Origin of the sequence: Citrobacter sp. 21OH12SH02A-Citro (assembly GCF_027919895.1) — a bacterium.
In the GTDB taxonomy this organism is placed as follows: Bacteria; Pseudomonadota; Gammaproteobacteria; order Enterobacterales; family Enterobacteriaceae; genus Citrobacter; species Citrobacter braakii.
The window spans coordinates 550,399-572,586 of sequence record NZ_CP114801.1; the positions used below are offsets into that span (position 1 = coordinate 550,399).

Consider the following 22,188-nt stretch of genomic DNA (forward strand, 5'->3'; position numbering starts at 1 on the left):
GTGAAAACCGGAGTCTGGGACTCCGGTTTTTTATTACTGTACGGGAAGCGACTGTTTATGTCGGCGCTGCCAGAAGTAACCACCGATCATTAATATTACAAGGACTGCCAGCCACGGCAAAACTGCCAGCAAATGCCCTGACCGGGCAAAGGTCAGCGCAATCATCAGTAACCAACCGCCCAGCATCGGAATCGCGGTGCGCTTAACAATGTCCACAGGTGAGACGCCTGCAATTCCCGCGATAGCAATGATGACGCCGGCAATGGGGGATAACGTACGACCAATACCCGCCGATATCTGGATAGGCAACATCATGACTGCGATGTCGCTACCGATATGACGGCTGATGTCCGGTACCATTGGGGCGAAGGAGAAAAACGCCGCATTTCCGGAGCCCATTAGCGCTGAAATTGCAAAGGTGATAAGGGTCATCAGCAGGATAATAGAGGCGGCGCTGAGGCCAAATTCACCGGAAAGCGACAGCAGCGCATCGACGGCGCCAATAGCTTTCAGTCCGGCTGAAAAGACTTCACCGGCGATAATCAGCGTGACGACGGTGGCAAAAACGCTGCCCATGCTGTCAAAGACTTTTTGTACGCCTGCCATCACCTCGCGCGCCTTACGATGACGGCAATACTCACAAACCAGGGTAATGGCGAGGCTTATCAGTACGGCGGTATCCAGCGTAATTTTGAGCGAACTGAATACTAAATCACTGCACACCAGCATCAACACCAGAGGTAGCATGGGCAGAAAAAGCCAGGCGATCGGTGCTTCAGTTTCATCGGTCGACGTTAATGTCTGCATCTGCTGAGCCACACCGTCACTGCTTTCCCGATGGTCGAAAAAGCGTTGCACAACAATATGTAACAGGGCGATGAACAGAATAACGGGGACGACGATCGGCAACTGATCCTGCACGAAATAGTTCACCACCTCGATGCCTGCGGTTTTGGCGGCGAGAACCGAGTTGCCGGAACCTGGACCAAATTCAACCGCACAGGTACTGGCGATAACGGCGGCAACGGCAGCGCGGCTACAGCCAAGACGGGTCAGCAGAGGGTAGAGCGTCGCCATCAACAGCAGACCCAGCCCGGTGGCGCTGCTGATAAACAGCGACAGGAATTGACCCAGCAACAGCGCCAGCCCCAACAGCAGATACGGTGAGTTCAGGCGTTGCAAAGGGCGAGATGTCACCCGAACCAGCACCTGGCTTGCGCCAATGGCCGACATATATGTAGCGAAACCACCAATCAGCATAATTTGCAGCCCAAGGCCGCCGAGGCGCACGCTCAGGGTATCGCGAATAAACTCGAAGGCATCAAAGGGGCCGAATCCGGTGCTTTTTTTCACCAGGTCACTGAGCGTGGTCATCCCGCTAAAATGCGCGATAAGCAGCAGCACAATCCCGGTCAACAGCAACACTGACTGGGGGTGATATTTTTTGAGGATCAGACGTCCGGCAAAAATGATGGCAATTAGCGCCAGTAATAATGACATTCTTGCCCCCTTACTCGAAGTTGCCAGTAACCAGGCACTCGCCATCCCGCAGCAACGGCTTACCCGCAGCGAACAGATGGGCCAGCGAGAGGTCATCATTGAGTACACAGATATCAGCACGTTCCCCGGCGCAGAGCACGCCGCCGGAAATACCCAACGAGCGAGCAACGTTTGCCGTCAACATCGCGATCGCTTGTGGCACCGGGATCCCCACATCAATCAGACGAGGAAGAAGATTAAGGTTACCAGCGACCGGTGCCGCGCTTAAGCCTTCCACAATACCCTGGGCGTTAAAGCGCGGAACGCTGCCATTACCATCAGAGCTGATCGTGATGCGATCGGCTGGAACCTGGGCTTCCAGAGCGTGGAGGATTGCCTGCTCCTGAGGCATAAAGCGACTACCGCCAGACGTAACGTCGATATGGCCGCCACGATGAGCGAACGCAATCGCCTGTTCGAACAAGGGCGCTGTTCTCGCAACATGGGTCGGTGAAATGTGGTGAATCGGAATGCCTGCATCACACAGCTCACTAAGCTGTGACATCCCTTCCGGCAGATTCCCAAGATGTACATGCAGTAACCCTTTTTTGCCTGCCAGCAGGGAAGCCACGCGGATATCGCTTACTATTCTCAGCAATTCCTGGAAAGAGGGGTAAGAACCACGGTGATCGGCGAGGGCGATTTTGACGCCAAGTATCGCTGGAATAAAGGTCATGTCATCGCGGATGGATCGCGTAATGGTTGGGCTGGGTACCGCGTAGGCTCCCGTATGCATAAATGCGCGTAATCCCTCAAGGTTGAGAGACTGCATTTTGGCGTAGAGGTCTTTGGGCGAACGAGAAATGGCATCGGTACCTAACACGCCGACAACCGTGGTAATACCTGCCTGAATCAGATCGCGTAGCTTGACGGCTGGCGTTCGGCTGGCAAATCCAGCCTCGCCACCGCCACCGGTAAGATGGACATGCTGATCGATTATGCCTGGGATAACCCATTTGCCATGACAATCGACGACCTCGTCGACGCCATCAAACAGGGAAATATCTTTTTCTACCGCCACAATTCGGTCGGCATGAATGAGCAGGGAGCAGAGGCCTAAATCCTCGGGAGAAAAAACACGGGCATTGGTCAATAAAGTAAACATATCGGTCCTGTCAAACGTCGTGGGTGAGAGTCGGCAGGTGAAAAGGAATATTGTTGTTATGATGCCCACCATAAAGCCATTACTATAACTATGACTATTACCGATTTGGTATTGGAGGATGCGGTTATGGCATGGTGGAGAGTTCAACGTGGATTGTAAGTGGCTGGAAGATTTTCTGGCATTGAGTCAGCATGGAAACTACTCTCAGGCCGCGGCGCAGCGGCATATTACTCAACCCGCACTCAGTCGGCGTATAAAGGCGCTGGAAGAGGTGTTAGGGGTGCCGTTGTTTGACCGGACCACGACCCCCGTTACGCTGACACGCTATGGTGAACGCTTTGAACCCTATGCCCGGCACGTCCTCAGTACACTAACAGAGGCGCGCCACGAGCTATCGGCGATGACGCCAGCAACGGACAATACGCTGGTGATGGTTAGCCTGCATACGCTATCGGTGAATATCCTGCCGGATATGATCAACTATCTGCGGCAGAGCGAACCGCAGTTAAATTTTACGGTTAATGCCAGTATTCAGGGGATAGACAACCACTTTAACGCCTTGATAGATCGGCAAATCGATCTTCTGGTGACCTACGATTTACCGTCTTCGCAGCCGGGGCTGGAGATTGCCGGAGGGTTAAAACGTTCACTATGGCGGTATGAGCGATTTATACCGGTTATTTCTGCGCAGTTGGCTAATGCGCTTAACGATCCGCATGTGCCGATCCCATGGCTATGCTATAGCGACTACACCTTTGTCAGACGCATTATTGAGCCAGCTGAACAACGCGTCCGCCCACGTCTGAAAAAAGTGTTTGAGAGTGGTTTAAGCGAAACGATACGAGAAATGGTGCTGCGGCATATGGGAATGGCATGGTTACCCGAATCGATGGTGGCGGAAGAGTTGGTGAACCAGCAAATTATTCACTGCTGGCCAGAAAACGCTGACCTGATTTGTGAAATCCCCGTTGTGGTATGGGCGAATCTTGACGATCAACGCGCCGTCATGCAGAGATGCTGGGAGAAGTTGCTGCGTTTTTGATTGATATGGCGATTTTTTCCGCAGTTGATACAATGCCAACAAATTGCCCTTGCGAAGGTTATTCGCTTTGGTTAGTATTCACACCCGCTTCAGTGGGAAACAGTAAACATTCCCGCTTTAATGGTCGAAGCATTGTACGCGGCAACTCCGCAAGGAACAGGTTGATTATGCACGAAGCTCTTTTAGTAGTTTTCCTTATTGTGGCAATTGGCCTGGTAGGCTTGATCATGCTGCAGCAAGGCAAAGGCGCTGATATGGGAGCCTCTTTTGGCGCAGGCGCTTCTGGTACTCTGTTTGGTTCAAGTGGTTCTGGTAACTTCATGACCCGCATGACAGCTGTATTGGGAACCTTGTTCTTCATCATCAGTCTGGTGCTGGGTAACATGAACAGCAATAAGACCAATAAAGGAAGTGAGTGGGAAAATCTGAGTGCACCGGCGAAAACCGAGCAAACTCAGCCAGCTGCTCCGGCTCAGCCGACCAGCGATATCCCACGCTAAGTATTCTGTACCGAGGTGGTGGAATTGGTAGACACGCTACCTTGAGGTGGTAGTGCCCTAACGGGCTTGTGGGTTCGAGTCCCATCCTCGGTACCAAATTCCAAAAAAAAGACGCTGCAAAGCGTCTTTTTTTTCGTCTGTCATTTGTGGTAGTTCTGTAGGTCGGATAAGACATTTAGGACGCCATCCGACTATTACAATACCTGATGATGCCTGGCTTATCAGGCCTCAGGGTCACAGAACATCCCTATTTTCTGCGCATAAAAAAGGCCGCTTTCGCGGCCTGAAGATGATGAATATTTACTTTGCCTTGTTTTCCAGATTCTCAACCTGCGGCAGGCCGGTTGTGGAAGAGGCGGTCAGCAGGCCAGACTGCGCATAACCGAACAGCTTCTCGCGGGTATCAGTGATATCCAGATTACGCATGGTCAACTGACCGATACGATCATCCGGAGAGAATACTGAGTCGCCTTTTTCCATCGTCAGACGTTCTGGTTTGTAAGTCAGATTGTCAGACACGGTGTTGAGGATTGAGTAATCATTACCGCGACGCAGTTCCAGCGTCACTTCACCCGTAATCTGGCTGGCAACCCAACGCTGCAGACCGTCACGCAGCATCAGCGCCTGAGAGTCAAACCAGCGGCCCTGATACAACAGACGACCAAGCTGGCGACCGTGCGCGTGATACTGCTCGATGGTGTCTTCGTTGTGAATCCCGGTCAGCAGACGCTCATAGGCGATGTGCAGCAATGCCATCCCCGGAGCTTCGTAGATGCCCCGGCTTTTCGCTTCAATGATACGGTTTTCAATCTGATCGCTCATACCCAGACCGTGACGACCGCCGATGCGGTTGGCTTCCAGCATCATCTCAACGTCGTCGCTGAAGGTTTTACCGTTCAGCGCAACCGGATGACCCTGCTCAAAACGCACGGTGACTTCTTCTGCCGGGATCTTCACGCTCTCATCCCAGAATTTCACGCCCATAATCGGGTTGACGATTTTGACGCTGGAGTTCAGAAATTCGAGGTCTTTTGCTTCGTGGGTCGCCCCGAGCATATTGGAGTCCGTGGAGTACGCTTTCTCAACGGACATCTTGTAGTCGAAACCACAGGCAATCATAAATTCGGACATCTCATGGCGACCGCCGAGTTCATCGATAAAATCGGTATCCAGCCATGGTTTGTAAATCTGCAGTTCGGCGTTGGTCAGCAGACCGTAACGATAGAAACGTTCAATATCGTTACCTTTATAGGTGCTACCGTCACCCCAGATATTTACGCCATCTTCTTTCATGGCCGCAACCAGCATGGTGCCGGTGACAGCACGGCCCAGCGGAGTGGTATTGAAATAGGTCAGTCCGCCGGTGGTGTTGTGGAATGCACCGCACTGAATCGCAGCAATCCCTTCGGCAACCAGCTGCTTACGGCAATCTACCAGGCGAGCATTCTCAGCACCATATTCCATTGCACGGCGAGGAATGGCGTCATAGTCATCCTCATCCGGCTGGCCCAAATTCGCAGTATATGCATATGGGACAGCCCCTTTTTGTCGCATCCACAGCAGTGCTGCACTGGTGTCCAGGCCGCCGGAAAAAGCGATACCAATACGTTGACCTACCGGGAGATGCTTGAGAATCGTCGTCATAAAATAAAACCCTGCTTGATAGACTGGTGAAGAGGTCGGCTTATTATACTAATTGCATTTTTATGCAAAATAAGTGAGTTTTCATTTAATCATCTTTTCTGGATGACAGGAAGAGTTTAGTGATAATTTCGTTAAATAACGGCGCGGGTGACACATTTATCTGGTCGAATATTCGCTGGACAGCATTCATTGATTTGCATAGTCGTAACAAGGTTGACATACCGCATAGTGAATCAATATACTGTGCGCAGATTTTACGTCCCGTCCTCGGTACCAAATCCCAGCAGTATTTGCATTTTTTACCCAAAACGAGTAAAATTTGCCACGTTTCAGGCGCGGGGTGGAGCAGCCTGGTAGCTCGTCGGGCTCATAACCCGAAGGTCGTCGGTTCAAATCCGGCCCCCGCAACCACTTTCCCTTAGAGTTCTTTTTCAAATATACTGTGAAGACTTAGGCCTTCGTAGCTGGATTTGAAAAAAATTCTTTCGGAAGGTTTTCCGAACCGCAGGTGCGGTTATAGGGTTCAGTTATATAAAGCCCCGATTTATCGGGGTTTTTTGTTATCTGACTACAGAATAACTGGGCTTTAGGCCCTTTTTTTATGTCTTGGGGGTGGGCTTGTCCACATTAGAGCAAAAATTAACAGAGATGATTACAGCGCCAGTTGAAGCCCTGGGCTACGAGTTGGTCGGCATCGAATTTATTCGTGGTCGCACATCCACACTGCGCATCTATATTGATAGTGAAGATGGCATCAATGTTGATGATTGTGCTGATGTGAGCCATCAGGTAAGCGCCGTGATGGATGTCGAAGACCCAATCACCGTTGCCTACAACCTGGAAGTCTCCTCTCCGGGTCTCGACCGTCCTCTGTTCACAGCTGAACACTACGTGCGTTTCCTGGGTGAAGAAGTGACGCTGGTTCTTCGTATGGCGGTACAAAACCGTCGTAAATGGCAGGGCGTTATCAAAGCGGTGGATGGTGAGATGATCACGGTCACAGTCGAAGGTAAAGATGAAGTGTTCGCGCTGAGTAATATCCAGAAGGCGAACCTGGTTCCCCACTTTTAACAGTCTGGATTGAGGTGAAAAGCCCGCGATGAACAAAGAAATTTTGGCTGTTGTTGAAGCCGTATCCAACGAAAAAGCGCTGCCACGCGAGAAAATTTTTGAAGCGCTGGAAAGTGCGCTGGCTACAGCAACAAAGAAAAAATATGAGCAAGAGATCGACGTTCGCGTAGAAATCGATCGTAAAAGCGGTGATTTCGATACCTTCCGTCGTTGGGTAATCGTAGAAGAAGTTACTCAGCCGACCAAAGAAATTACGCTGGAAGCGGCACGCTTCGAAGACGAAAGCCTGAACGTGGGCGAATATGTTGAAGATCAGATTGAATCTGTCACCTTTGACCGTATCACCACCCAGACCGCGAAACAGGTTATCGTACAGAAAGTACGTGAAGCCGAACGCGCAATGGTTGTCGATCAGTTCCGCGAACACGAAGGCGAAATCGTCACCGGTGTGGTGAAGAAAGTTAACCGCGACAACATTTCTCTGGATCTGGGCAGCAATGCTGAAGCCGTGATCCTGCGTGAAGACATGCTGCCGCGTGAAAACTTCCGCCCAGGTGACCGTATTCGTGGCGTTCTTTACTCTGTACGCCCGGAAGCGCGCGGTGCGCAGCTGTTCGTAACCCGTTCCAAACCGGAAATGCTGATAGAGCTGTTCCGCATTGAAGTGCCGGAAATTGGCGAAGAAGTGATCGAAATTAAAGCGGCTGCTCGCGATCCGGGTTCACGTGCGAAAATCGCCGTTAAGACCAACGACAAGCGTATTGATCCGGTCGGCGCCTGTGTGGGTATGCGCGGTGCGCGCGTTCAGGCGGTTTCTACTGAACTGGGCGGCGAGCGTATCGATATCGTCCTGTGGGATGATAACCCGGCGCAGTTCGTGATTAACGCAATGGCGCCAGCAGACGTCGCTTCTATCGTGGTGGATGAAGACAAACACACCATGGATATCGCGGTTGAAGCCGGTAACCTGGCTCAGGCGATTGGACGTAATGGTCAGAACGTCCGCCTGGCTTCACAACTGAGCGGTTGGGAACTCAACGTGATGACCGTTGATGACCTGCAGGCGAAGCATCAGGCTGAAGCACATGCAGCCATTGATACCTTCACCAAATATCTCGATATCGATGAAGATTTCGCGACGGTTCTGGTAGAAGAAGGTTTTGCGACGCTGGAAGAACTGGCCTACGTGCCAATGAAAGAGCTGCTGGAAATTGACGGCCTGGATGAACAGACCGTTGAAGCGCTGCGCGAGCGTGCTAAAAACGCACTGACCACTCTGGCACTGGCCCAGGAAGAAAGTCTCGGTGATAACAAACCGGCTGACGATCTGCTGAATCTGGAAGGATTGGATCGTGAGATGGCTTTCAAACTGGCTGCCCGTGGTGTTTGTACGCTGGAAGATCTCGCTGAACAGGGCATTGATGATCTGGCTGATATCGAAGGGTTGACCGACGAAAAAGCCGGTGAGCTGATTATGGCTGCCCGTAATATTTGCTGGTTCGGCGACGAAGCGTAATAAACTGTAGCAGGAAGGAACAGTATGACAGATGTAACCGTAAAAACGCTGGCTGCAGAGATACAGACCTCCGTGGATCGCCTGGTACAGCAATTTGCTGATGCAGGTATCCCGAAGTCTGCTGACGACTCTGTGTCCGCACAAGAGAAACAAACCTTACTGGCGCATCTGAACCGTGAAAACGGCTCAGCGCCCGATAAGTTGACATTGCAGCGTAAAACGCGCAGTACTCTCAATATTCCAGGTACCGGTGGAAAAAGCAAATCGGTACAAATCGAAGTCCGCAAGACACGCACCTTTGTGAAACGCGATCCGCAAGAGGCTGAACGCCTTGCCGCGGAAGAGCAGGCGCAGCGTGAAGCGGAAGAGCAAGCCCGTCGTGAGGCAGAAGAAGCTGCCAAACGCGAGGCGCAACAAAAAGCCGAACGTGAGGCCGCAGAACAAGCTAAGCGTGAAGCCGCTGATAAAGCGAAACGTGAAGCTGCGGAAAAAGACAAAGTGAGCAATCAACAGACCGACGATATGACTAAAACCGCCCAGGCCGAAAAAGCCCGCCGTGAAAATGAAGCCGCAGAACTGAAGCGTAAAGCGGAAGAAGAAGCACGTCGCAAGCTTGAAGAAGAAGCGCGCCGCGTAGCGGAAGAAGCTCGCCGTATGGCGGAAGAAAACGAGAAGAATGGTGTGAATAACGCTGAACCTGTTGAAGATACCAGCGATTATCACGTCACCACCTCTCAGCATGCTCGCCAGGCAGAAGACGAGAACGATCGTGAAGTAGAAGGCGGCCGTGGTCGTACTCGCAGCACGAAAGCAGCGCGTCCGGCGAAGAAAGGTAACAAACACGCTGAATCTAAAGCTGACCGTGAAGAAGCGCGTGCAGCGGTTCGCGGCGGTAAAGGCGGTAAGCAGCGTAAAGGTTCCGCTCTGCAGCAGGGCTTCCAGAAGCCGGCTCAGGCCGTTAACCGTGACGTTGTGATCGGCGAAACCATCACCGTTGGCGATCTGGCGAACAAGATGGCAGTCAAAGGTTCTCAGGTCATCAAAGCGATGATGAAGCTGGGCGCAATGGCGACCATTAACCAGGTCATCGACCAGGAAACCGCACAGCTGGTTGCCGAAGAGATGGGCCACAAAGTTATCCTGCGTCGTGAAAACGAGCTGGAAGAAGCAGTAATGAGCGACCGTGACACCGGCGCTGCGGCAGAACCGCGCGCACCGGTAGTGACCATCATGGGTCACGTTGACCACGGTAAAACATCTCTGCTGGACTACATTCGCTCCACGAAAGTTGCCTCTGGCGAAGCGGGCGGCATTACTCAGCACATCGGTGCGTACCATGTTGAAACTGACAACGGTATGATCACCTTCCTGGATACCCCGGGTCACGCCGCGTTTACCTCCATGCGTGCTCGTGGTGCTCAGGCAACGGATATCGTTGTTCTGGTTGTTGCAGCAGATGACGGCGTGATGCCGCAGACTATCGAAGCTATCCAGCACGCGAAAGCGGCAGGTGTGCCGGTAGTGGTTGCAGTCAACAAAATCGATAAACCAGAAGCGGATCCAGATCGCGTTAAAAACGAACTGTCCCAGTACGGCATCATGCCGGAAGATTGGGGCGGCGAGAGCCAGTTCGTCCACGTTTCTGCGAAAGCGGGTACCGGTATCGACGAACTGCTGGATGCTATCCTGCTGCAGGCCGAAGTACTGGAACTGAAAGCTGTGCGTAAAGGTATGGCGAGCGGTGCGGTTATCGAATCCTTCCTGGATAAAGGTCGTGGTCCGGTTGCTACCGTGCTGGTACGTGAAGGTACGCTGAACAAAGGCGACATCGTACTGTGTGGTTTCGAATACGGCCGCGTTCGTGCGATGCGTAACGAACTGGGTCAGGAAGTACTGGAAGCGGGTCCATCCATTCCGGTGGAAATCCTGGGTCTGTCCGGTGTTCCGGCTGCGGGTGACGAAGTTACCGTTGTTCGTGACGAGAAGAAAGCCCGTGAAGTTGCACTGTACCGTCAGGGCAAATTCCGTGAAGTTAAACTGGCTCGTCAGCAGAAATCTAAACTGGAGAACATGTTCGCTAACATGACCGAAGGCGAAGTTCACGAAGTGAACATCGTTCTGAAGGCCGATGTTCAGGGTTCTGTAGAAGCGATTTCCGACTCTTTACTGAAACTGTCTACCGACGAAGTAAAAGTGAAGATTATCGGTTCTGGCGTAGGTGGTATCACCGAAACCGACGCGACCCTGGCTGCGGCATCCAACGCGATTCTGGTTGGCTTCAACGTTCGTGCTGATGCCTCTGCACGTAAAGTTATCGAATCAGAAAGCCTGGATCTGCGTTACTACTCCGTCATCTATCATCTGATCGACGAAGTGAAAGCAGCGATGAGCGGCATGCTGTCTCCGGAACTGAAACAGCAGATCATTGGTCTGGCTGAAGTTCGTGATGTGTTCAAATCACCGAAATTCGGCGCTATCGCAGGCTGTATGGTTACCGAAGGCACGATTAAACGTCACAACCCAATCCGCGTACTGCGCGACAACGTGGTTATCTATGAAGGCGAGCTGGAATCCCTGCGCCGCTTCAAAGATGACGTCAACGAAGTCCGTAACGGCATGGAATGTGGTATCGGCGTTAAGAACTACAACGACGTTCGCGTTGGCGATATGATCGAAGTGTTCGAGATTATCGAGATCAAACGTACCATCGCATAATCTTCGTCGTCTTTTGGGCCGCAACTGCGTTGGCTGCGCTCGATCACCCCGGTCACATAGTTATCTATGCTCCCGGGGATTTACGAGTTTGCCGCCTTACTGCAACCCAAAATCCTTAGAAGATGATTAAGTGTAGGCTGGGGAAGCGAAGCGCCACCCGGCAAGAAATTTAAAAAGGGGCTTATGGCCCCTTTTTTGTCTTTATTCTGGAGAATTTATTATGGCGAAAGAATTTGGTCGCCCACAGCGTGTCGCGCAGGAGATGCAGAAAGAAATCGCACTCATCCTGCAACGCGAAATCAAAGACCCGCGTGTTGGTATGATGACCACCGTATCGGGTGTTGAGATGTCCCGAGACCTGGCATACGCTAAAGTGTTCGTGACTTTCCTCAACGATCAGGACGAAGCTGCCGTGAAAAACGGCATTAAGGCACTGCAGGAAGCCTCTGGTTTTATCCGCTCTTTGCTGGGAAAAGCAATGCGTCTGCGTATCGTGCCTGAGCTGACCTTCTTCTACGACAATTCGTTAGTTGAAGGAATGCGCATGTCCAACCTGGTGACCAGCGTGGTGAAACATGACGATGAGCGTCGTGTGAACCCAGCGGACGACAGCAAGGAGGACTGATGAGTCGTCCTCGTCGTCGTGGTCGCGACATTCACGGTGTTCTGCTGCTGGATAAGCCGCAGGGCATGTCCAGCAATGACGTACTGCAAAAAGTAAAGCGCATCTACAATGCCAACCGCGCGGGACATACCGGCGCGCTGGATCCGCTGGCAACAGGCATGCTGCCTATCTGCCTCGGTGAAGCGACTAAGTTTTCCCAGTATTTGCTGGATTCTGACAAACGCTATCGTGTGGTTGCCCGTCTGGGCCAGCGTACCGACACCTCCGATGCCGATGGGCAAATCGTGCAGGAGCGTCCGGTAACCTTCAGCGCAGAGCAGCTTGCGAGCGCGCTGGAGACTTTCCGCGGCGATATCGAGCAGATTCCGTCAATGTATTCGGCACTGAAGTACCAGGGTAAAAAGCTGTACGAATATGCGCGTCAGGGCATTGAAGTGCCGCGTGAAGCGCGCCCGATTACCGTCTATGAGCTGCTGTTTATTCGCCACGAAGGTAACGAGCTGGAGCTGGAAGTTCACTGCTCCAAAGGCACTTATATTCGCACCATCGTTGACGATCTCGGTGAGAAGCTGGGCTGCGGCGCGCACGTAACGTATCTGCGTCGTCTGACGGTCAGCAAGTATCCGGTGGATCGTATGGTTACGCTGGAACATCTGCATGCGCTGGTTGAACAGGCCGAACAGCAGAACATTCCGGCGGCGCAGCTGCTTGATCCTTTGCTGATGCCAATGGACAGTCCTGCATCGGACTACCCTGTTGTTAATTTGCCTTTAACATCCTCGGTTTACTTTAAAAATGGTAACCCGGTACGGACGTCAGGTGCGCCGCTTGAAGGGCTGGTGCGCGTGACGGAAGGCGATGACGGCAAGTTTATCGGCATGGGGGAGATGGACGATGAAGGTCGTGTCGCCCCTCGTCGCCTGGTGGTTGAGTATCCTGCATAGCGCTCTCTGTCTTGCGATAAAAGGGCGCTGCGAGTAGAATACTGCCGCTTAACGTCGCGTAAATTGTTTAACAATCTGCGTGGCGTGTACACAAAATCATTCGAGCTGCATCAAGGCGGCAGGTCTGAGGATCCTCAGGAGCTTACTCAGGTAAGTGACCGAGGTGAGCGGACACAGCCAGCGCAGGGTCAGTTTGAAGAAGGCGTGTATACACTGGGATAGCTGAATTAGAGATCGGCATCCTTTCATTCTTAACACTTTGGAGTTTTAAAATGTCTCTAAGTACTGAAGCTACCGCTAAAATCGTTTCTGAGTTTGGTCGTGATGCAAACGACACCGGTTCTACCGATGTTCAGGTTGCTCTGTTGACTGCACAGATTAACCACCTGCAGGGCCACTTTGCAGAGCACAAAAAAGATCACCACAGCCGTCGTGGTCTGCTGCGCATGGTTTCTCAGCGTCGTAAACTGCTCGACTACCTGAAACGTAAAGATGTTGCACGTTACACCGCGCTGATCGAGCGTCTGGGTCTGCGTCGCTAATTCTTTCGAGTTTCAGAAAGAGGGGGCCTTCATGGCCCCTTTTTTCCAGCAGATGGCAGCAATTCGCTGGAAACTAATGTATTGTTGCTATGAATGATCTTCCGTTGCAGAGGTTCGCGCGGCTAATGAGAGGCTTTACTCATGCTTATGGGTTAGGGTTGTCATTAGTCGCGAGGATGCGCAGAAGATCGGGTATTAACGATGGCGCAAAAATGTGTCGTCAAAAAATAGAGAAAGGATATTAATTTGCTTAATCCGATCGTTCGTAAATTCCAGTACGGTCAGCATACCGTTACGCTGGAAACCGGCATGATGGCGCGTCAGGCGACTGCCGCTGTTATGGTTAGCATGGATGACACTGCGGTATTCGTTACCGTTGTTGGCCAGAAAAAAGCGAAACCAGGCCAGGACTTTTTCCCACTGACCGTTAACTATCAGGAGCGTACCTACGCTGCTGGCCGTATCCCGGGTAGCTTCTTCCGTCGTGAAGGCCGTCCGAGTGAAGGCGAAACTCTGATCGCGCGTCTGATTGACCGCCCGGTTCGCCCGCTGTTCCCGGAAGGCTTCGTTAACGAAGTTCAGGTTATCGCGACCGTTGTTTCCGTTAACCCGCAGGTTAACCCGGATATCGTGGCAATGATTGGTGCATCTGCTGCGCTGACTCTGTCTGGTATCCCGTTCAACGGCCCGATCGGTGCTGCACGTGTTGGTTACATCAATGACCAGTACGTACTGAACCCGACTCAGGACGAACTGAAAGAAAGCAAGCTGGACCTGGTTGTTGCTGGTACTGAAGCTGCCGTACTGATGGTTGAATCCGAAGCTGAACTGCTGAGCGAAGACCAGATGCTGGGCGCTGTAGTATTCGGCCACGAACAGCAGCAGGTTGTTATTCAGGCTATCAACGAGCTGGCGAAAGAAGCTGGCAAACCGCGTTGGGACTGGCAGCCAGAAGCCGTCAACGAAGCGCTGAACGCACGCGTTGCCGCACTGGCAGAAGCTCGTCTGAGCGATGCTTACCGTATCACCGACAAACAAGAGCGTTACGCTCAGGTTGACGTGATCAAATCTGAAACCATCGCAACTCTGGTGGCTGAAGACGAAACCCTGGACGCTAACGAACTGGGTGAAATCCTGCACGCTATCGAGAAAAATGTTGTTCGCAGCCGCGTACTGGCAGGCGAGCCGCGCATCGATGGTCGTGAAAAAGACATGATCCGTGGTCTGGACGTGCGTACTGGCGTTCTGCCGCGTACCCACGGTTCCGCACTGTTCACCCGTGGTGAAACTCAGGCGCTGGTTACTGCGACCCTGGGCACCACTCGTGATGCGCAGAACCTTGACGAGCTGATGGGCGAGCGTACTGACAACTTCCTGTTCCACTACAACTTCCCTCCGTACTGCGTAGGTGAAACCGGTATGGTCGGTTCTCCGAAGCGTCGTGAGATTGGTCACGGTCGTCTGGCGAAGCGTGGCGTACTGGCAGTGATGCCGGAACTGGATAAATTCCCGTACACCGTACGTGTGGTTTCTGAAATCACCGAATCTAACGGTTCTTCTTCCATGGCTTCCGTATGTGGTGCTTCTCTGGCGCTGATGGACGCAGGCGTGCCGATCAAAGCTGCCGTTGCGGGTATCGCGATGGGTCTGGTGAAAGAAGGCGACAACTTTGTTGTTCTGTCTGACATCCTGGGCGACGAAGACCACCTGGGCGATATGGACTTCAAAGTGGCGGGTTCCCGCGACGGTATCTCTGCACTGCAGATGGATATCAAAATTGAAGGTATCACCAAAGAGATCATGCAGGTTGCTCTGAACCAGGCTAAAGGTGCGCGTCTGCACATCCTGGGTGTGATGGAACAAGCGATCAACGCACCGCGTGGTGACATTTCTCAGTTCGCTCCGCGTATCCACACCATCAAGATCAGCCCGGACAAGATCAAAGACGTTATCGGTAAAGGCGGTTCTGTTATCCGTGCTCTGACCGAAGAAACCGGCACCACCATTGAAATTGAAGATGATGGTACTGTGAAGATTGCTGCGACCGACGGCGAGAAAGCGAAATATGCTATCCGTCGTATCGAAGAGATCACCGCAGAGATCGAAGTAGGCCGTATCTACAATGGTAAAGTGACCCGTATCGTTGACTTTGGCGCATTCGTTGCCATTGGTGGCGGTAAAGAAGGTCTGGTACACATCTCTCAGATCGCTGACAAACGCGTTGAGAAAGTGACCGATTACCTGCAGATGGGCCAGGAAGTACCGGTCAAAGTTCTGGAAGTAGATCGCCAGGGCCGTGTACGTCTGAGCATTAAAGAAGCAACTGAGCAGTCTCAGCCTGCAGGCGAACCGGAAGCTCCGGCAAGCCAGGGCGAGTAAGGTTGCCATTGCCCTCCGTGAAAGCGGAGGGCTTTTAACCCGGCAGGACGCCTTGTTAGCAACCGGGGAACCTGGACGTTCATTCAATCGTTGTCTTCGGGAGTGGGAAATGAAGCCTTTTTTGCGCTGGTGTTTCGTTGCGACAGCACTCACGCTGGCTGGATGCAGTAATTCCGCCTGGCGTAAGAGTGAAGTCCTCGCAGTACCATTGCAACCGACTTTGCAGCAGGAAGTGATTCTGGCACGTATGGAACAAATTCTTGCCAGTCGGGCTTTAACCGATGACGAACGCGCACAGCTTTTATATGAGCGCGGAGTGTTGTATGATAGTCTCGGTCTGAGGGCACTGGCGCGAAATGATTTTTCACAAGCGCTGGCAATCCGACCAGATATGCCTGAAGTATTCAATTACTTAGGTATATATTTAACGCAGGCAGGCAATTTTGATGCTGCCTATGAAGCGTTTGATTCTGTACTTGAGCTTGATCCAACTTACAACTACGCGCACTTAAATCGCGGTATCGCATTGTATTACGGCGGTCGCGACAAGTTAGCGCAAGATGATCTGCTAGCGTTTTATCAAGACGATCCCAATGATCCTTTCCGTAGTCTGTGGCTTTATCTCGCCGAGCAGAAGCTCGATGAGAAGCAGGCTAAAGAAGCGTTAAAGCAACGCTTTGAGAAATCGGATAAAGAGCAATGGGGATGGAACATTGTCGAGTTCTACCTGGGCAACATTAGCGAAGCAACGCTGATGGAACGCCTAAAGGCGGACGCAACGGATAACACCTCGCTCGCTGAGCATCTCAGTGAAACCAACTTCTATTTAGGTAAGTACTACCTAAGTCTGGGGGATTTGGACAACGCTACGGCATTGTTCAAACTGGCGGTGGCTAACAACGTTCATAACTTTGTTGAGCACCGATACGCATTGTTGGAATTATCGCTCCTGGGCCAGGACCAAGATGACCTGGCAGAATCGGACCAGCAATAGCTGACGTACACATCAGCCCGTAATCTTTTTTGATTGCCATCACCTTCACGGGTGAGGGCGTTGTTGTTCGTTAATACACCTACTTTGAGCCGGTTCACACTTTTCAATGAAAATTGCAGATCAATTTCATGATGAGTTATGTAGACTGGCCGCCATTAATTTTGAGGCACACGTACTACATGGCTGAATTCGAAACCACTTTTGCAGATCTGGGCCTGAAGGCTCCTATCCTTGAAGCCCTTACCGATCTGGGTTACGAAAAACCATCTCCAATCCAGGCAGAGTGCATTCCGCATCTGCTGGGCGGCCGCGATGTTCTGGGTATGGCCCAGACGGGTAGCGGCAAAACTGCAGCGTTCTCTTTACCGCTGCTCAACAATCTTGATCCTGAGCTGAAGGCACCTCAGATTCTGGTGCTGGCACCGACCCGCGAACTGGCGGTTCAGGTTGCAGAAGCCATGACGGATTTTTCTAAACACATGCGCGGCGTGAACGTGGTTGCCCTGTACGGCGGCCAGCGTTATGACGTGCAATTACGTGCCCTGCGTCAGGGACCACAGATCGTTGTCGGTACGCCGGGCCGTCTGCTGGATCACCTGAAGCGCGGTACTCTGGACCTCTCCAAACTGAGCGGTCTGGTACTGGACGAAGCTGATGAAATGCTGCGTATGGGCTTCATCGAAGACGTTGAAACCATCATGGCGCAGATCCCGGAAGGTCATCAGACCGCTCTGTTCTCCGCGACTATGCCGGAAGCGATTCGTCGTATTACCCGCCGCTTTATGAAAGAGCCGCAGGAAGTACGCATTCAGTCCAGCGTAACTACCCGTCCTGACATCAGCCAGAGCTATTGGACCGTCTGGGGCATGCGTAAAAATGAAGCGCTGGTGCGTTTCCTGGAAGCAGAAGACTTTGATGCGGCGATTATCTTCGTTCGTACCAAAAATGCGACCCTGGAAGTGGCTGAAGCGCTGGAGCGTAGCGGTTATAGCAGCGCTGCACTGAACGGCGACATGAACCAGTCCCTGCGTGAGCAGACTCTGGAGCGTCTGAAAGATGGCCGTCTGGATATTCTGATTGCTACCGACGTTGCGGCCCGTGGCCTGGACGTTGAGCGTATCAGCCTGGTTGTTAACTACGACATCCCGATGGATTCCGAATCTTACGTTCACCGTATCGGCCGTACCGGTCGTGCGGGCCGTGCGGGTCGTGCGCTGCTGTTCGTTGAGAACCGTGAGCGTCGTCTGCTGCGTAACATCGAACGCACCATGAAGCTGACTATTCCGGAAGTAGAACTGCCGAACGCAGACCTGCTGGGCAAACGCCGTCTGGAAAAATTCGCCGCTAAAGTACAGCAGCAGCTGGAAAGCAGCGATCTGGATCAGTACCGTGCTCTGCTGGCGAAAATGCAGCCGGAAGAAGAACTGGATATCGAAACGCTGGCAGCCGCACTGCTGAAAATGGCTCAGGGCGAACGTCCGCTGATCCTGCCGCCAGATGCGCCGATGCGTCCGAAACGCGAATTCCGCGACCGTGACGATCGTGGTCCGCGTGACCGCAACGATCGTGGCCCGCGTGGTGACCGTAATGACCGTGGTGGTGAAGACCGTCCGCGTCGTGAACGTCGTGACGTTGGCGATATGCAGCTGTACCGCATTGAAGTGGGCCGTGATGACGGTGTTGAAGTCCGTCATATCGTTGGTGCGATTGCTAACGAAGGCGATATCAGCAGCCGTTACATCGGTAACATCAAGCTGTTTGCTTCCCACTCAACCATCGAGCTGCCGAAAGGTATGCCGGGCGACGTGCTGCAGCACTTTACCCGTACTCGCATCCTGAACAAGCCGATGAACATGCAACTGGTTGGCGATGCAGTTCCGCACACCGGTGGTGAGCGTCGTGGCGGTGGCCGTTTCAGCGGTGAGCGTCGTGAAGGTGGTCGTGGCGAAGGTCGTGGTTTCAGCGGTGAGCGTCGTGAAGGCGGTCGTAGCGAAGGTCGTCGTTTCAGCGGCGAACGTCGTGAAGGCAACCGCGGTCCGCGTCGTGACGATTCTTCTGCTCCGCGTCGTGATGATTCCGCTGGTCGTCGTCGTTTCGGTGGTGATGCGTAATCCATGCGAAATTACGGTTTAATACCGTAAAGTAAAATATACAGCCCCGATCTCAACAATCGGGGCTTTTTTTATTTCATTTGTACTCGTGTACTGGTACAGTGCAGCACATTGAAATGTAGTCACAATATAAATGACTGGAGAGATGGCTAAATGGCAACACTAACCACCACCCAAACGTCACCTTCGCTGCTTGGCGGCGTGGTGATCATCGGCGGCACCATTATTGGCGCAGGGATGTTTTCTCTGCCAGTGGTCATGTCCGGGGCGTGGTTCTTCTGGTCAATGGCGGCGCTGATCTTCACCTGGTTTTGCATGCTGCACTCCGGACTGATGATCCTAGAAGCTAACCTCAATTACCGCATTGGTTCCAGCTTTGACACCATCACGAAAGATCTGCTGGGCAAAGGCTGGAACGTTGTGAACGGCATCTCGATTGCTTTCGTTCTCTATATCCTTACCTATGCGTATATCTCGGCGAGTGGTTCGATCCTGCATCACACCTTCTCGGAGATGTCGCTGAACGTTCCGGCGCGTGCGGCGGGTCTTGGTTTTGCGCTGCTGGTGGCGTTCGTGGTGTGGTTAAGCACCAAAGCGGTTAGCCGCATGACGGCGATTGTGCTGGGCGCGAAGGTGATTACTTTTTTCCTGACCTTCGGCAGTCTGCTGGGGCATGTTACGCCCACGACGCTGTTTAACGTGGCGCAGAGCAACGCTTCGTATACGCCGTACCTGCTGATGACGTTACCGTTCTGCCTGGCCTCATTCGGCTATCACGGCAACGTCCCGAGCCTGATGAAGTATTACGGCAAAGATCCGAAGACCATCGTTAAGTGCCTGGTGTACGGCACGCTGCTGGCGCTGGTGCTGTATACCGTATGGTTGCTGGGGACGATGGGTAACATCCCGCGTCCGGAATTTATCGGTATTGCGCAGCAGGGCGGTAACATTGATGTGCTGGTACAGGCGCTGAGCGGCGTGCTGAACAGCCGCAGTCTGGATCTGCTGCTGGTGGTGTTCTCCAACTTTGCGGTGGCGAGTTCATTCCTCGGGGTCACGCTCGGTCTGTTTGACTATTTGGCGGATCTGTTTGGCTTTGATGACTCGGCAATGGGACGTTTTAAAACGGCATTGCTGACGTTTGTCCCGCCGATTGTCGGTGGCCTGCTGTGGCCGAACGGTTTCCTGTACGCCATTGGCTATGCAGGGCTTGCCGCGACCATCTGGGCCGCCATTGTTCCGGCGCTGCTGGCCCGTAAATCCCGCGAGCGTTTCGGCAGCCCGAAATTCCGTGTCTGGGGCGGCAAGCCGATGATTGCGCTGATCCTGGTATTCGGTATCGGCAACGCGGTTATCCATATTCTGTCGAGCGTGAATTTGTTGCCTGTGTACCAGTAACCTTTTAGTGCCGGATGGCGGTTGCGCCTAATCCGGCCTATACGATCTCGTAGGCCCGGTAAGCCAAATGCCACCGGGCAAAACAACGATTACCCCACCAACTCTTCTTTCACCTGCATCGCCAGGTCAAACGAATGTAGACGTGCCTGATGATCAAAAATCTGGCCGTTAACCATAATTTCATCGGCCTGGGTTTCACGCAAAATGGCGTCGAGACCGTGTCGCACTTTCGCCTTATCACCAACCAGCGACATGCTCAGCGCCTGTTGTACGCCGTACTGCTCAGAAGCGGACCACAGCTGATGCATATTCTCTACCGGTGGCGGTAGCTGGCCGGTTTCGCCACGACGCAGTTTCACAAACGCCTGCTGCATTGAGGTGAAAAGAAATTCGGCATCGCGGTTGCTGTCGGCGGCAATGATGTTGATGCACACCATCGCATACGGCTTTGCCAGACGCGCTGAGGGCTTGAACTGGGTGCGATACAGATGCAGCGCCTGATGCAACATATCCGGAGCAAAGTGCGAGGCGAAGGCAAATGGTAGGCCGAGCTGGGCTGCCAGCTGTGCGCTGTACAGACTGGAGCCTAATAACCAGACCGGGATCTGCTCGCCGTAGCCGGGAACCGGGCGTACATGGGGATTAGGATCGCGGGCGTCGAACCAGTCCACCAGTTCAGCTACGTCGCGCGGGAAGTTATCGATATCACCACTCATATGGCGGCGCAACGCGCGCATGGTCGGCTGGTCGCTACCCGGCGCGCGGCCAAGCCCGAGATCGATTCGTCCCGGATACAGCGTATTCAGGGTACCGAACTGCTCGGCGATCACCAGCGGCGAATGGTTGGGCAGCATAACGCCGCCAGAACCAAGATGCAGCGTGGTGGTATTGGCCGCCAGATAGCCAATCAGCACAGAGGTCGCAGCGCTGGCGATGCCGGTCATGTTGTGATGTTCTGCCAGCCAGTAACGGTGGTAGCCGCGCTTTTCGGCCAGTCGAGCGAGATCAAGCGAGTGTGTGAAGGCCTCTTTTGCCGAAGATCCTTCAGGGATCGGCGCCAGATCCAGCACCGAGAACGGAATAGTTTTGTCAGTCATAACGGCTCACTTTGTTACCGGTTAATCTTTTAATACTGCATTAAAGATTAGCGAATGTTGTTAACAAAGTGAGCTATTAATCACGGCTGTAGTTCAAGACCTGCCAGCCGTTTCCAGTAGCCGTTGCAGTCGCTGTGGGCAGCAAGCGGTAATGGGGCAGTGCCATTTTCATTGGAGCGGAAGGCATCGAGCATGGCGAACGTGTCGCTGCCTGAAGGGGACAGACGCACAATATCAACCAGACCCTGCATCGATGTCAGCTCGTTGCCGAGGTTGTAAACATAGCCGCTCATAGTCTGGATGCCGTTGAGGACAAAGACCTGCTGATTCTCCTGCGACAGCACATCGCGCCCATTCGGGTATTTGATGCAGCAGGTTTCACACTCGTCTTTTGGACGGTCTTCAGAGCGTGCGGTAAAGCAGCGGGCAGAGTACGCCAGCGGCAGATGCCCGTAGCTCAGTACCTCTACTTCAAACTGATTGCGAATACCCAGCTCTTCACACTGGTTAAGCAGATTGACCAGCCAGTCACGGGACAGTTCTACCGGCATACACCAGCGCACCATGCCCTGCCTGAGCAGCAAACGCAGGGTTACCGCGTTGTAGCAGTTGAGCGCATGCCCGGCGACAAACGGCAGCTTACGCTCGGCACACATGTTTACCACGCCGAGATCGCTGGCTTCCAGCAGGAAGTCGCCGTTTTCGACATAGCGCTTCAGTTCTCCCAGCTCAGAGGAGGCCTGCACCAGCGCCAGCGTTGACAGCACCACCTGTTTACCGCTGCCAGCGAGCGATTTCGCCATATCGATCCAATCGCCTACTTTGGTAGCGCGGCGTTTACTGCACACCGCTTCGCCAAGATAGATAACGTCGGCCTGGCTGGTGGCGGCCTGCTGATAAAAATCTTCCAGCGTTTCTTTCGGCCAGTACCACAGCACCGGCCCTAAGGAATATTTCATTGCTTCT

General features: G+C 53.0%; 18 protein-coding genes and 2 tRNA genes. 15 read left to right on the forward strand and 5 right to left on the reverse strand.

Going from position 1 to position 22,188, the window contains the following annotated elements:
• Positions 1-33: 33 nt before the first annotated feature.
• Together dcuC and iadA are read right to left on the reverse strand one after the other, a co-directional pair.
• A complete protein-coding gene (dcuC, locus tag O6D90_RS02725; protein ID WP_016157568.1) occupies positions 34-1,500 on the reverse strand; it encodes a C4-dicarboxylate transporter DcuC in 1,467 nt (488 codons plus the stop codon).
• Positions 1,501-1,510: 10 nt separating this feature from the next.
• Positions 1,511-2,644, reverse strand: coding sequence for a beta-aspartyl-peptidase (iadA, locus tag O6D90_RS02730; protein ID WP_016157567.1), 1,134 nt, complete (start codon positions 2,642-2,644; stop codon positions 1,511-1,513).
• A 148-nt stretch (positions 2,645-2,792) separates the two neighbouring features.
• On the opposite strand from iadA, the gene O6D90_RS02735 reads away from it, so the two are divergent.
• The 3 genes from O6D90_RS02735 (at position 2,793) to O6D90_RS02745 (ending at position 4,282) form a co-directional block, all read left to right on the forward strand.
• Positions 2,793-3,686, forward strand: coding sequence for a LysR family transcriptional regulator (locus tag O6D90_RS02735; RefSeq protein WP_016154668.1), 894 nt, complete (start codon positions 2,793-2,795; stop codon positions 3,684-3,686).
• Between the two features lie 167 nt (positions 3,687-3,853).
• Positions 3,854-4,186, forward strand: coding sequence for a preprotein translocase subunit SecG (secG, locus tag O6D90_RS02740; protein WP_003025000.1), 333 nt, complete (start codon positions 3,854-3,856; stop codon positions 4,184-4,186).
• Positions 4,187-4,195: 9 nt separating this feature from the next.
• Positions 4,196-4,282 (forward strand) — tRNA-Leu (locus tag O6D90_RS02745).
• A gap of 204 nt (positions 4,283-4,486) precedes the next feature.
• On the opposite strand, the gene argG is transcribed toward O6D90_RS02745, so the two are convergent.
• Positions 4,487-5,830 carry an argininosuccinate synthase gene (argG, locus tag O6D90_RS02750; protein ID WP_003024998.1) on the reverse strand — a complete coding sequence of 448 codons (1,344 nt, stop codon included), beginning with the start codon at positions 5,828-5,830 and terminating at the stop codon, positions 4,487-4,489.
• A gap of 334 nt (positions 5,831-6,164) precedes the next feature.
• Here argG and O6D90_RS02755 point away from each other — a divergent pair.
• From O6D90_RS02755 to mtr, 12 genes are all read left to right on the forward strand, one after another.
• Positions 6,165-6,241 (forward strand) — tRNA-Met (locus O6D90_RS02755).
• 207 nt (positions 6,242-6,448) lie between these two features.
• Positions 6,449-6,901, forward strand: a complete 453-nt coding sequence (rimP, locus tag O6D90_RS02760; RefSeq protein ID WP_003024996.1) for a ribosome maturation factor RimP — start codon at positions 6,449-6,451, stop codon at positions 6,899-6,901.
• Positions 6,902-6,929: 28 nt separating this feature from the next.
• Complete coding sequence (nusA, locus tag O6D90_RS02765; protein WP_003024992.1) at positions 6,930-8,417, forward strand: transcription termination factor NusA; 1,488 nt, start codon at positions 6,930-6,932, stop codon at positions 8,415-8,417.
• 24 nt (positions 8,418-8,441) lie between these two features.
• Entirely contained in the window at positions 8,442-11,132 is a 2,691-nt protein-coding gene (gene infB, locus O6D90_RS02770; protein WP_016154667.1) for a translation initiation factor IF-2, read from the forward strand.
• A gap of 220 nt (positions 11,133-11,352) precedes the next feature.
• Entirely contained in the window at positions 11,353-11,757 is a 405-nt protein-coding gene (rbfA, locus tag O6D90_RS02775; protein WP_003024988.1) for a 30S ribosome-binding factor RbfA, read from the forward strand.
• A complete protein-coding gene (gene truB / locus O6D90_RS02780) occupies positions 11,757-12,701 on the forward strand; it encodes a tRNA pseudouridine(55) synthase TruB (RefSeq protein ID WP_016157566.1) in 945 nt (314 codons plus the stop codon). The genes rbfA and truB overlap by 1 nt, the downstream gene beginning before the upstream one ends.
• A 272-nt stretch (positions 12,702-12,973) precedes the next feature.
• The gene (rpsO, locus tag O6D90_RS02785; RefSeq protein ID WP_000059465.1) at positions 12,974-13,243 is read left to right on the forward strand and encodes a 30S ribosomal protein S15; all 270 of its coding nucleotides are present in this window, start codon (positions 12,974-12,976) and stop codon (positions 13,241-13,243) included.
• Positions 13,244-13,489: 246 nt separating this feature from the next.
• Positions 13,490-15,622, forward strand: a complete 2,133-nt coding sequence (pnp, locus tag O6D90_RS02790; RefSeq protein WP_008785911.1) for a polyribonucleotide nucleotidyltransferase — start codon at positions 13,490-13,492, stop codon at positions 15,620-15,622.
• A 109-nt stretch (positions 15,623-15,731) separates the two neighbouring features.
• Positions 15,732-16,616, forward strand: a complete 885-nt coding sequence (gene nlpI / locus O6D90_RS02795; RefSeq protein ID WP_003024982.1) for a lipoprotein NlpI — start codon at positions 15,732-15,734, stop codon at positions 16,614-16,616.
• 106 nt (positions 16,617-16,722) lie between these two features.
• Complete coding sequence (gene yrbN / locus O6D90_RS02800) at positions 16,723-16,803, forward strand: protein YrbN (protein ID WP_010723222.1); 81 nt, start codon at positions 16,723-16,725, stop codon at positions 16,801-16,803.
• Positions 16,796-18,727, forward strand: a complete 1,932-nt coding sequence (locus O6D90_RS02805; protein ID WP_016157565.1) for a DEAD/DEAH family ATP-dependent RNA helicase — start codon at positions 16,796-16,798, stop codon at positions 18,725-18,727. Before yrbN ends, O6D90_RS02805 begins: the two co-directional genes overlap by 8 nt.
• A 153-nt stretch (positions 18,728-18,880) precedes the next feature.
• Complete coding sequence (mtr, locus tag O6D90_RS02810; RefSeq protein WP_016154664.1) at positions 18,881-20,125, forward strand: tryptophan permease; 1,245 nt, start codon at positions 18,881-18,883, stop codon at positions 20,123-20,125.
• Between the two features lie 89 nt (positions 20,126-20,214).
• Here mtr and O6D90_RS02815 read toward each other — a convergent pair whose 3' ends face one another.
• Positions 20,215-21,222, reverse strand: a complete 1,008-nt coding sequence (locus O6D90_RS02815; protein ID WP_016154663.1) for a luciferase-like monooxygenase — start codon at positions 21,220-21,222, stop codon at positions 20,215-20,217.
• Positions 21,223-21,302: 80 nt separating this feature from the next.
• Complete coding sequence (locus O6D90_RS02820) at positions 21,303-22,181, reverse strand: U32 family peptidase (RefSeq protein WP_016157564.1); 879 nt, start codon at positions 22,179-22,181, stop codon at positions 21,303-21,305.
• Positions 22,182-22,188 lie beyond the last annotated feature (7 nt).

Coding starts and splice junctions, on each gene's coding strand:
- mtr (WP_016154664.1), top strand. CDS start 18,881: ATGGCAACACTAACCACCACCCAAACGTCACCTTCGCTGCTTGGCGGC.
- dcuC (WP_016157568.1), bottom strand. CDS start 1,500: ATGTCATTATTACTGGCGCTAATTGCCATCATTTTTGCCGGACGTCTG.
- O6D90_RS02805 (WP_016157565.1), top strand. CDS start 16,796: ATGGCTGAATTCGAAACCACTTTTGCAGATCTGGGCCTGAAGGCTCCT.
- O6D90_RS02815 (WP_016154663.1), bottom strand. CDS start 21,222: ATGACTGACAAAACTATTCCGTTCTCGGTGCTGGATCTGGCGCCGATC.
- rpsO (WP_000059465.1), top strand. CDS start 12,974: ATGTCTCTAAGTACTGAAGCTACCGCTAAAATCGTTTCTGAGTTTGGT.
- O6D90_RS02820 (WP_016157564.1), bottom strand. CDS start 22,181: ATGAAATATTCCTTAGGGCCGGTGCTGTGGTACTGGCCGAAAGAAACG.
- yrbN (WP_010723222.1), top strand. CDS start 16,723: ATGAAAATTGCAGATCAATTTCATGATGAGTTATGTAGACTGGCCGCC.
- infB (WP_016154667.1), top strand. CDS start 8,442: ATGACAGATGTAACCGTAAAAACGCTGGCTGCAGAGATACAGACCTCC.
- nlpI (WP_003024982.1), top strand. CDS start 15,732: ATGAAGCCTTTTTTGCGCTGGTGTTTCGTTGCGACAGCACTCACGCTG.
- truB (WP_016157566.1), top strand. CDS start 11,757: ATGAGTCGTCCTCGTCGTCGTGGTCGCGACATTCACGGTGTTCTGCTG.
- iadA (WP_016157567.1), bottom strand. CDS start 2,644: ATGTTTACTTTATTGACCAATGCCCGTGTTTTTTCTCCCGAGGATTTA.
- argG (WP_003024998.1), bottom strand. CDS start 5,830: ATGACGACGATTCTCAAGCATCTCCCGGTAGGTCAACGTATTGGTATC.
- rbfA (WP_003024988.1), top strand. CDS start 11,353: ATGGCGAAAGAATTTGGTCGCCCACAGCGTGTCGCGCAGGAGATGCAG.
- nusA (WP_003024992.1), top strand. CDS start 6,930: ATGAACAAAGAAATTTTGGCTGTTGTTGAAGCCGTATCCAACGAAAAA.
- secG (WP_003025000.1), top strand. CDS start 3,854: ATGCACGAAGCTCTTTTAGTAGTTTTCCTTATTGTGGCAATTGGCCTG.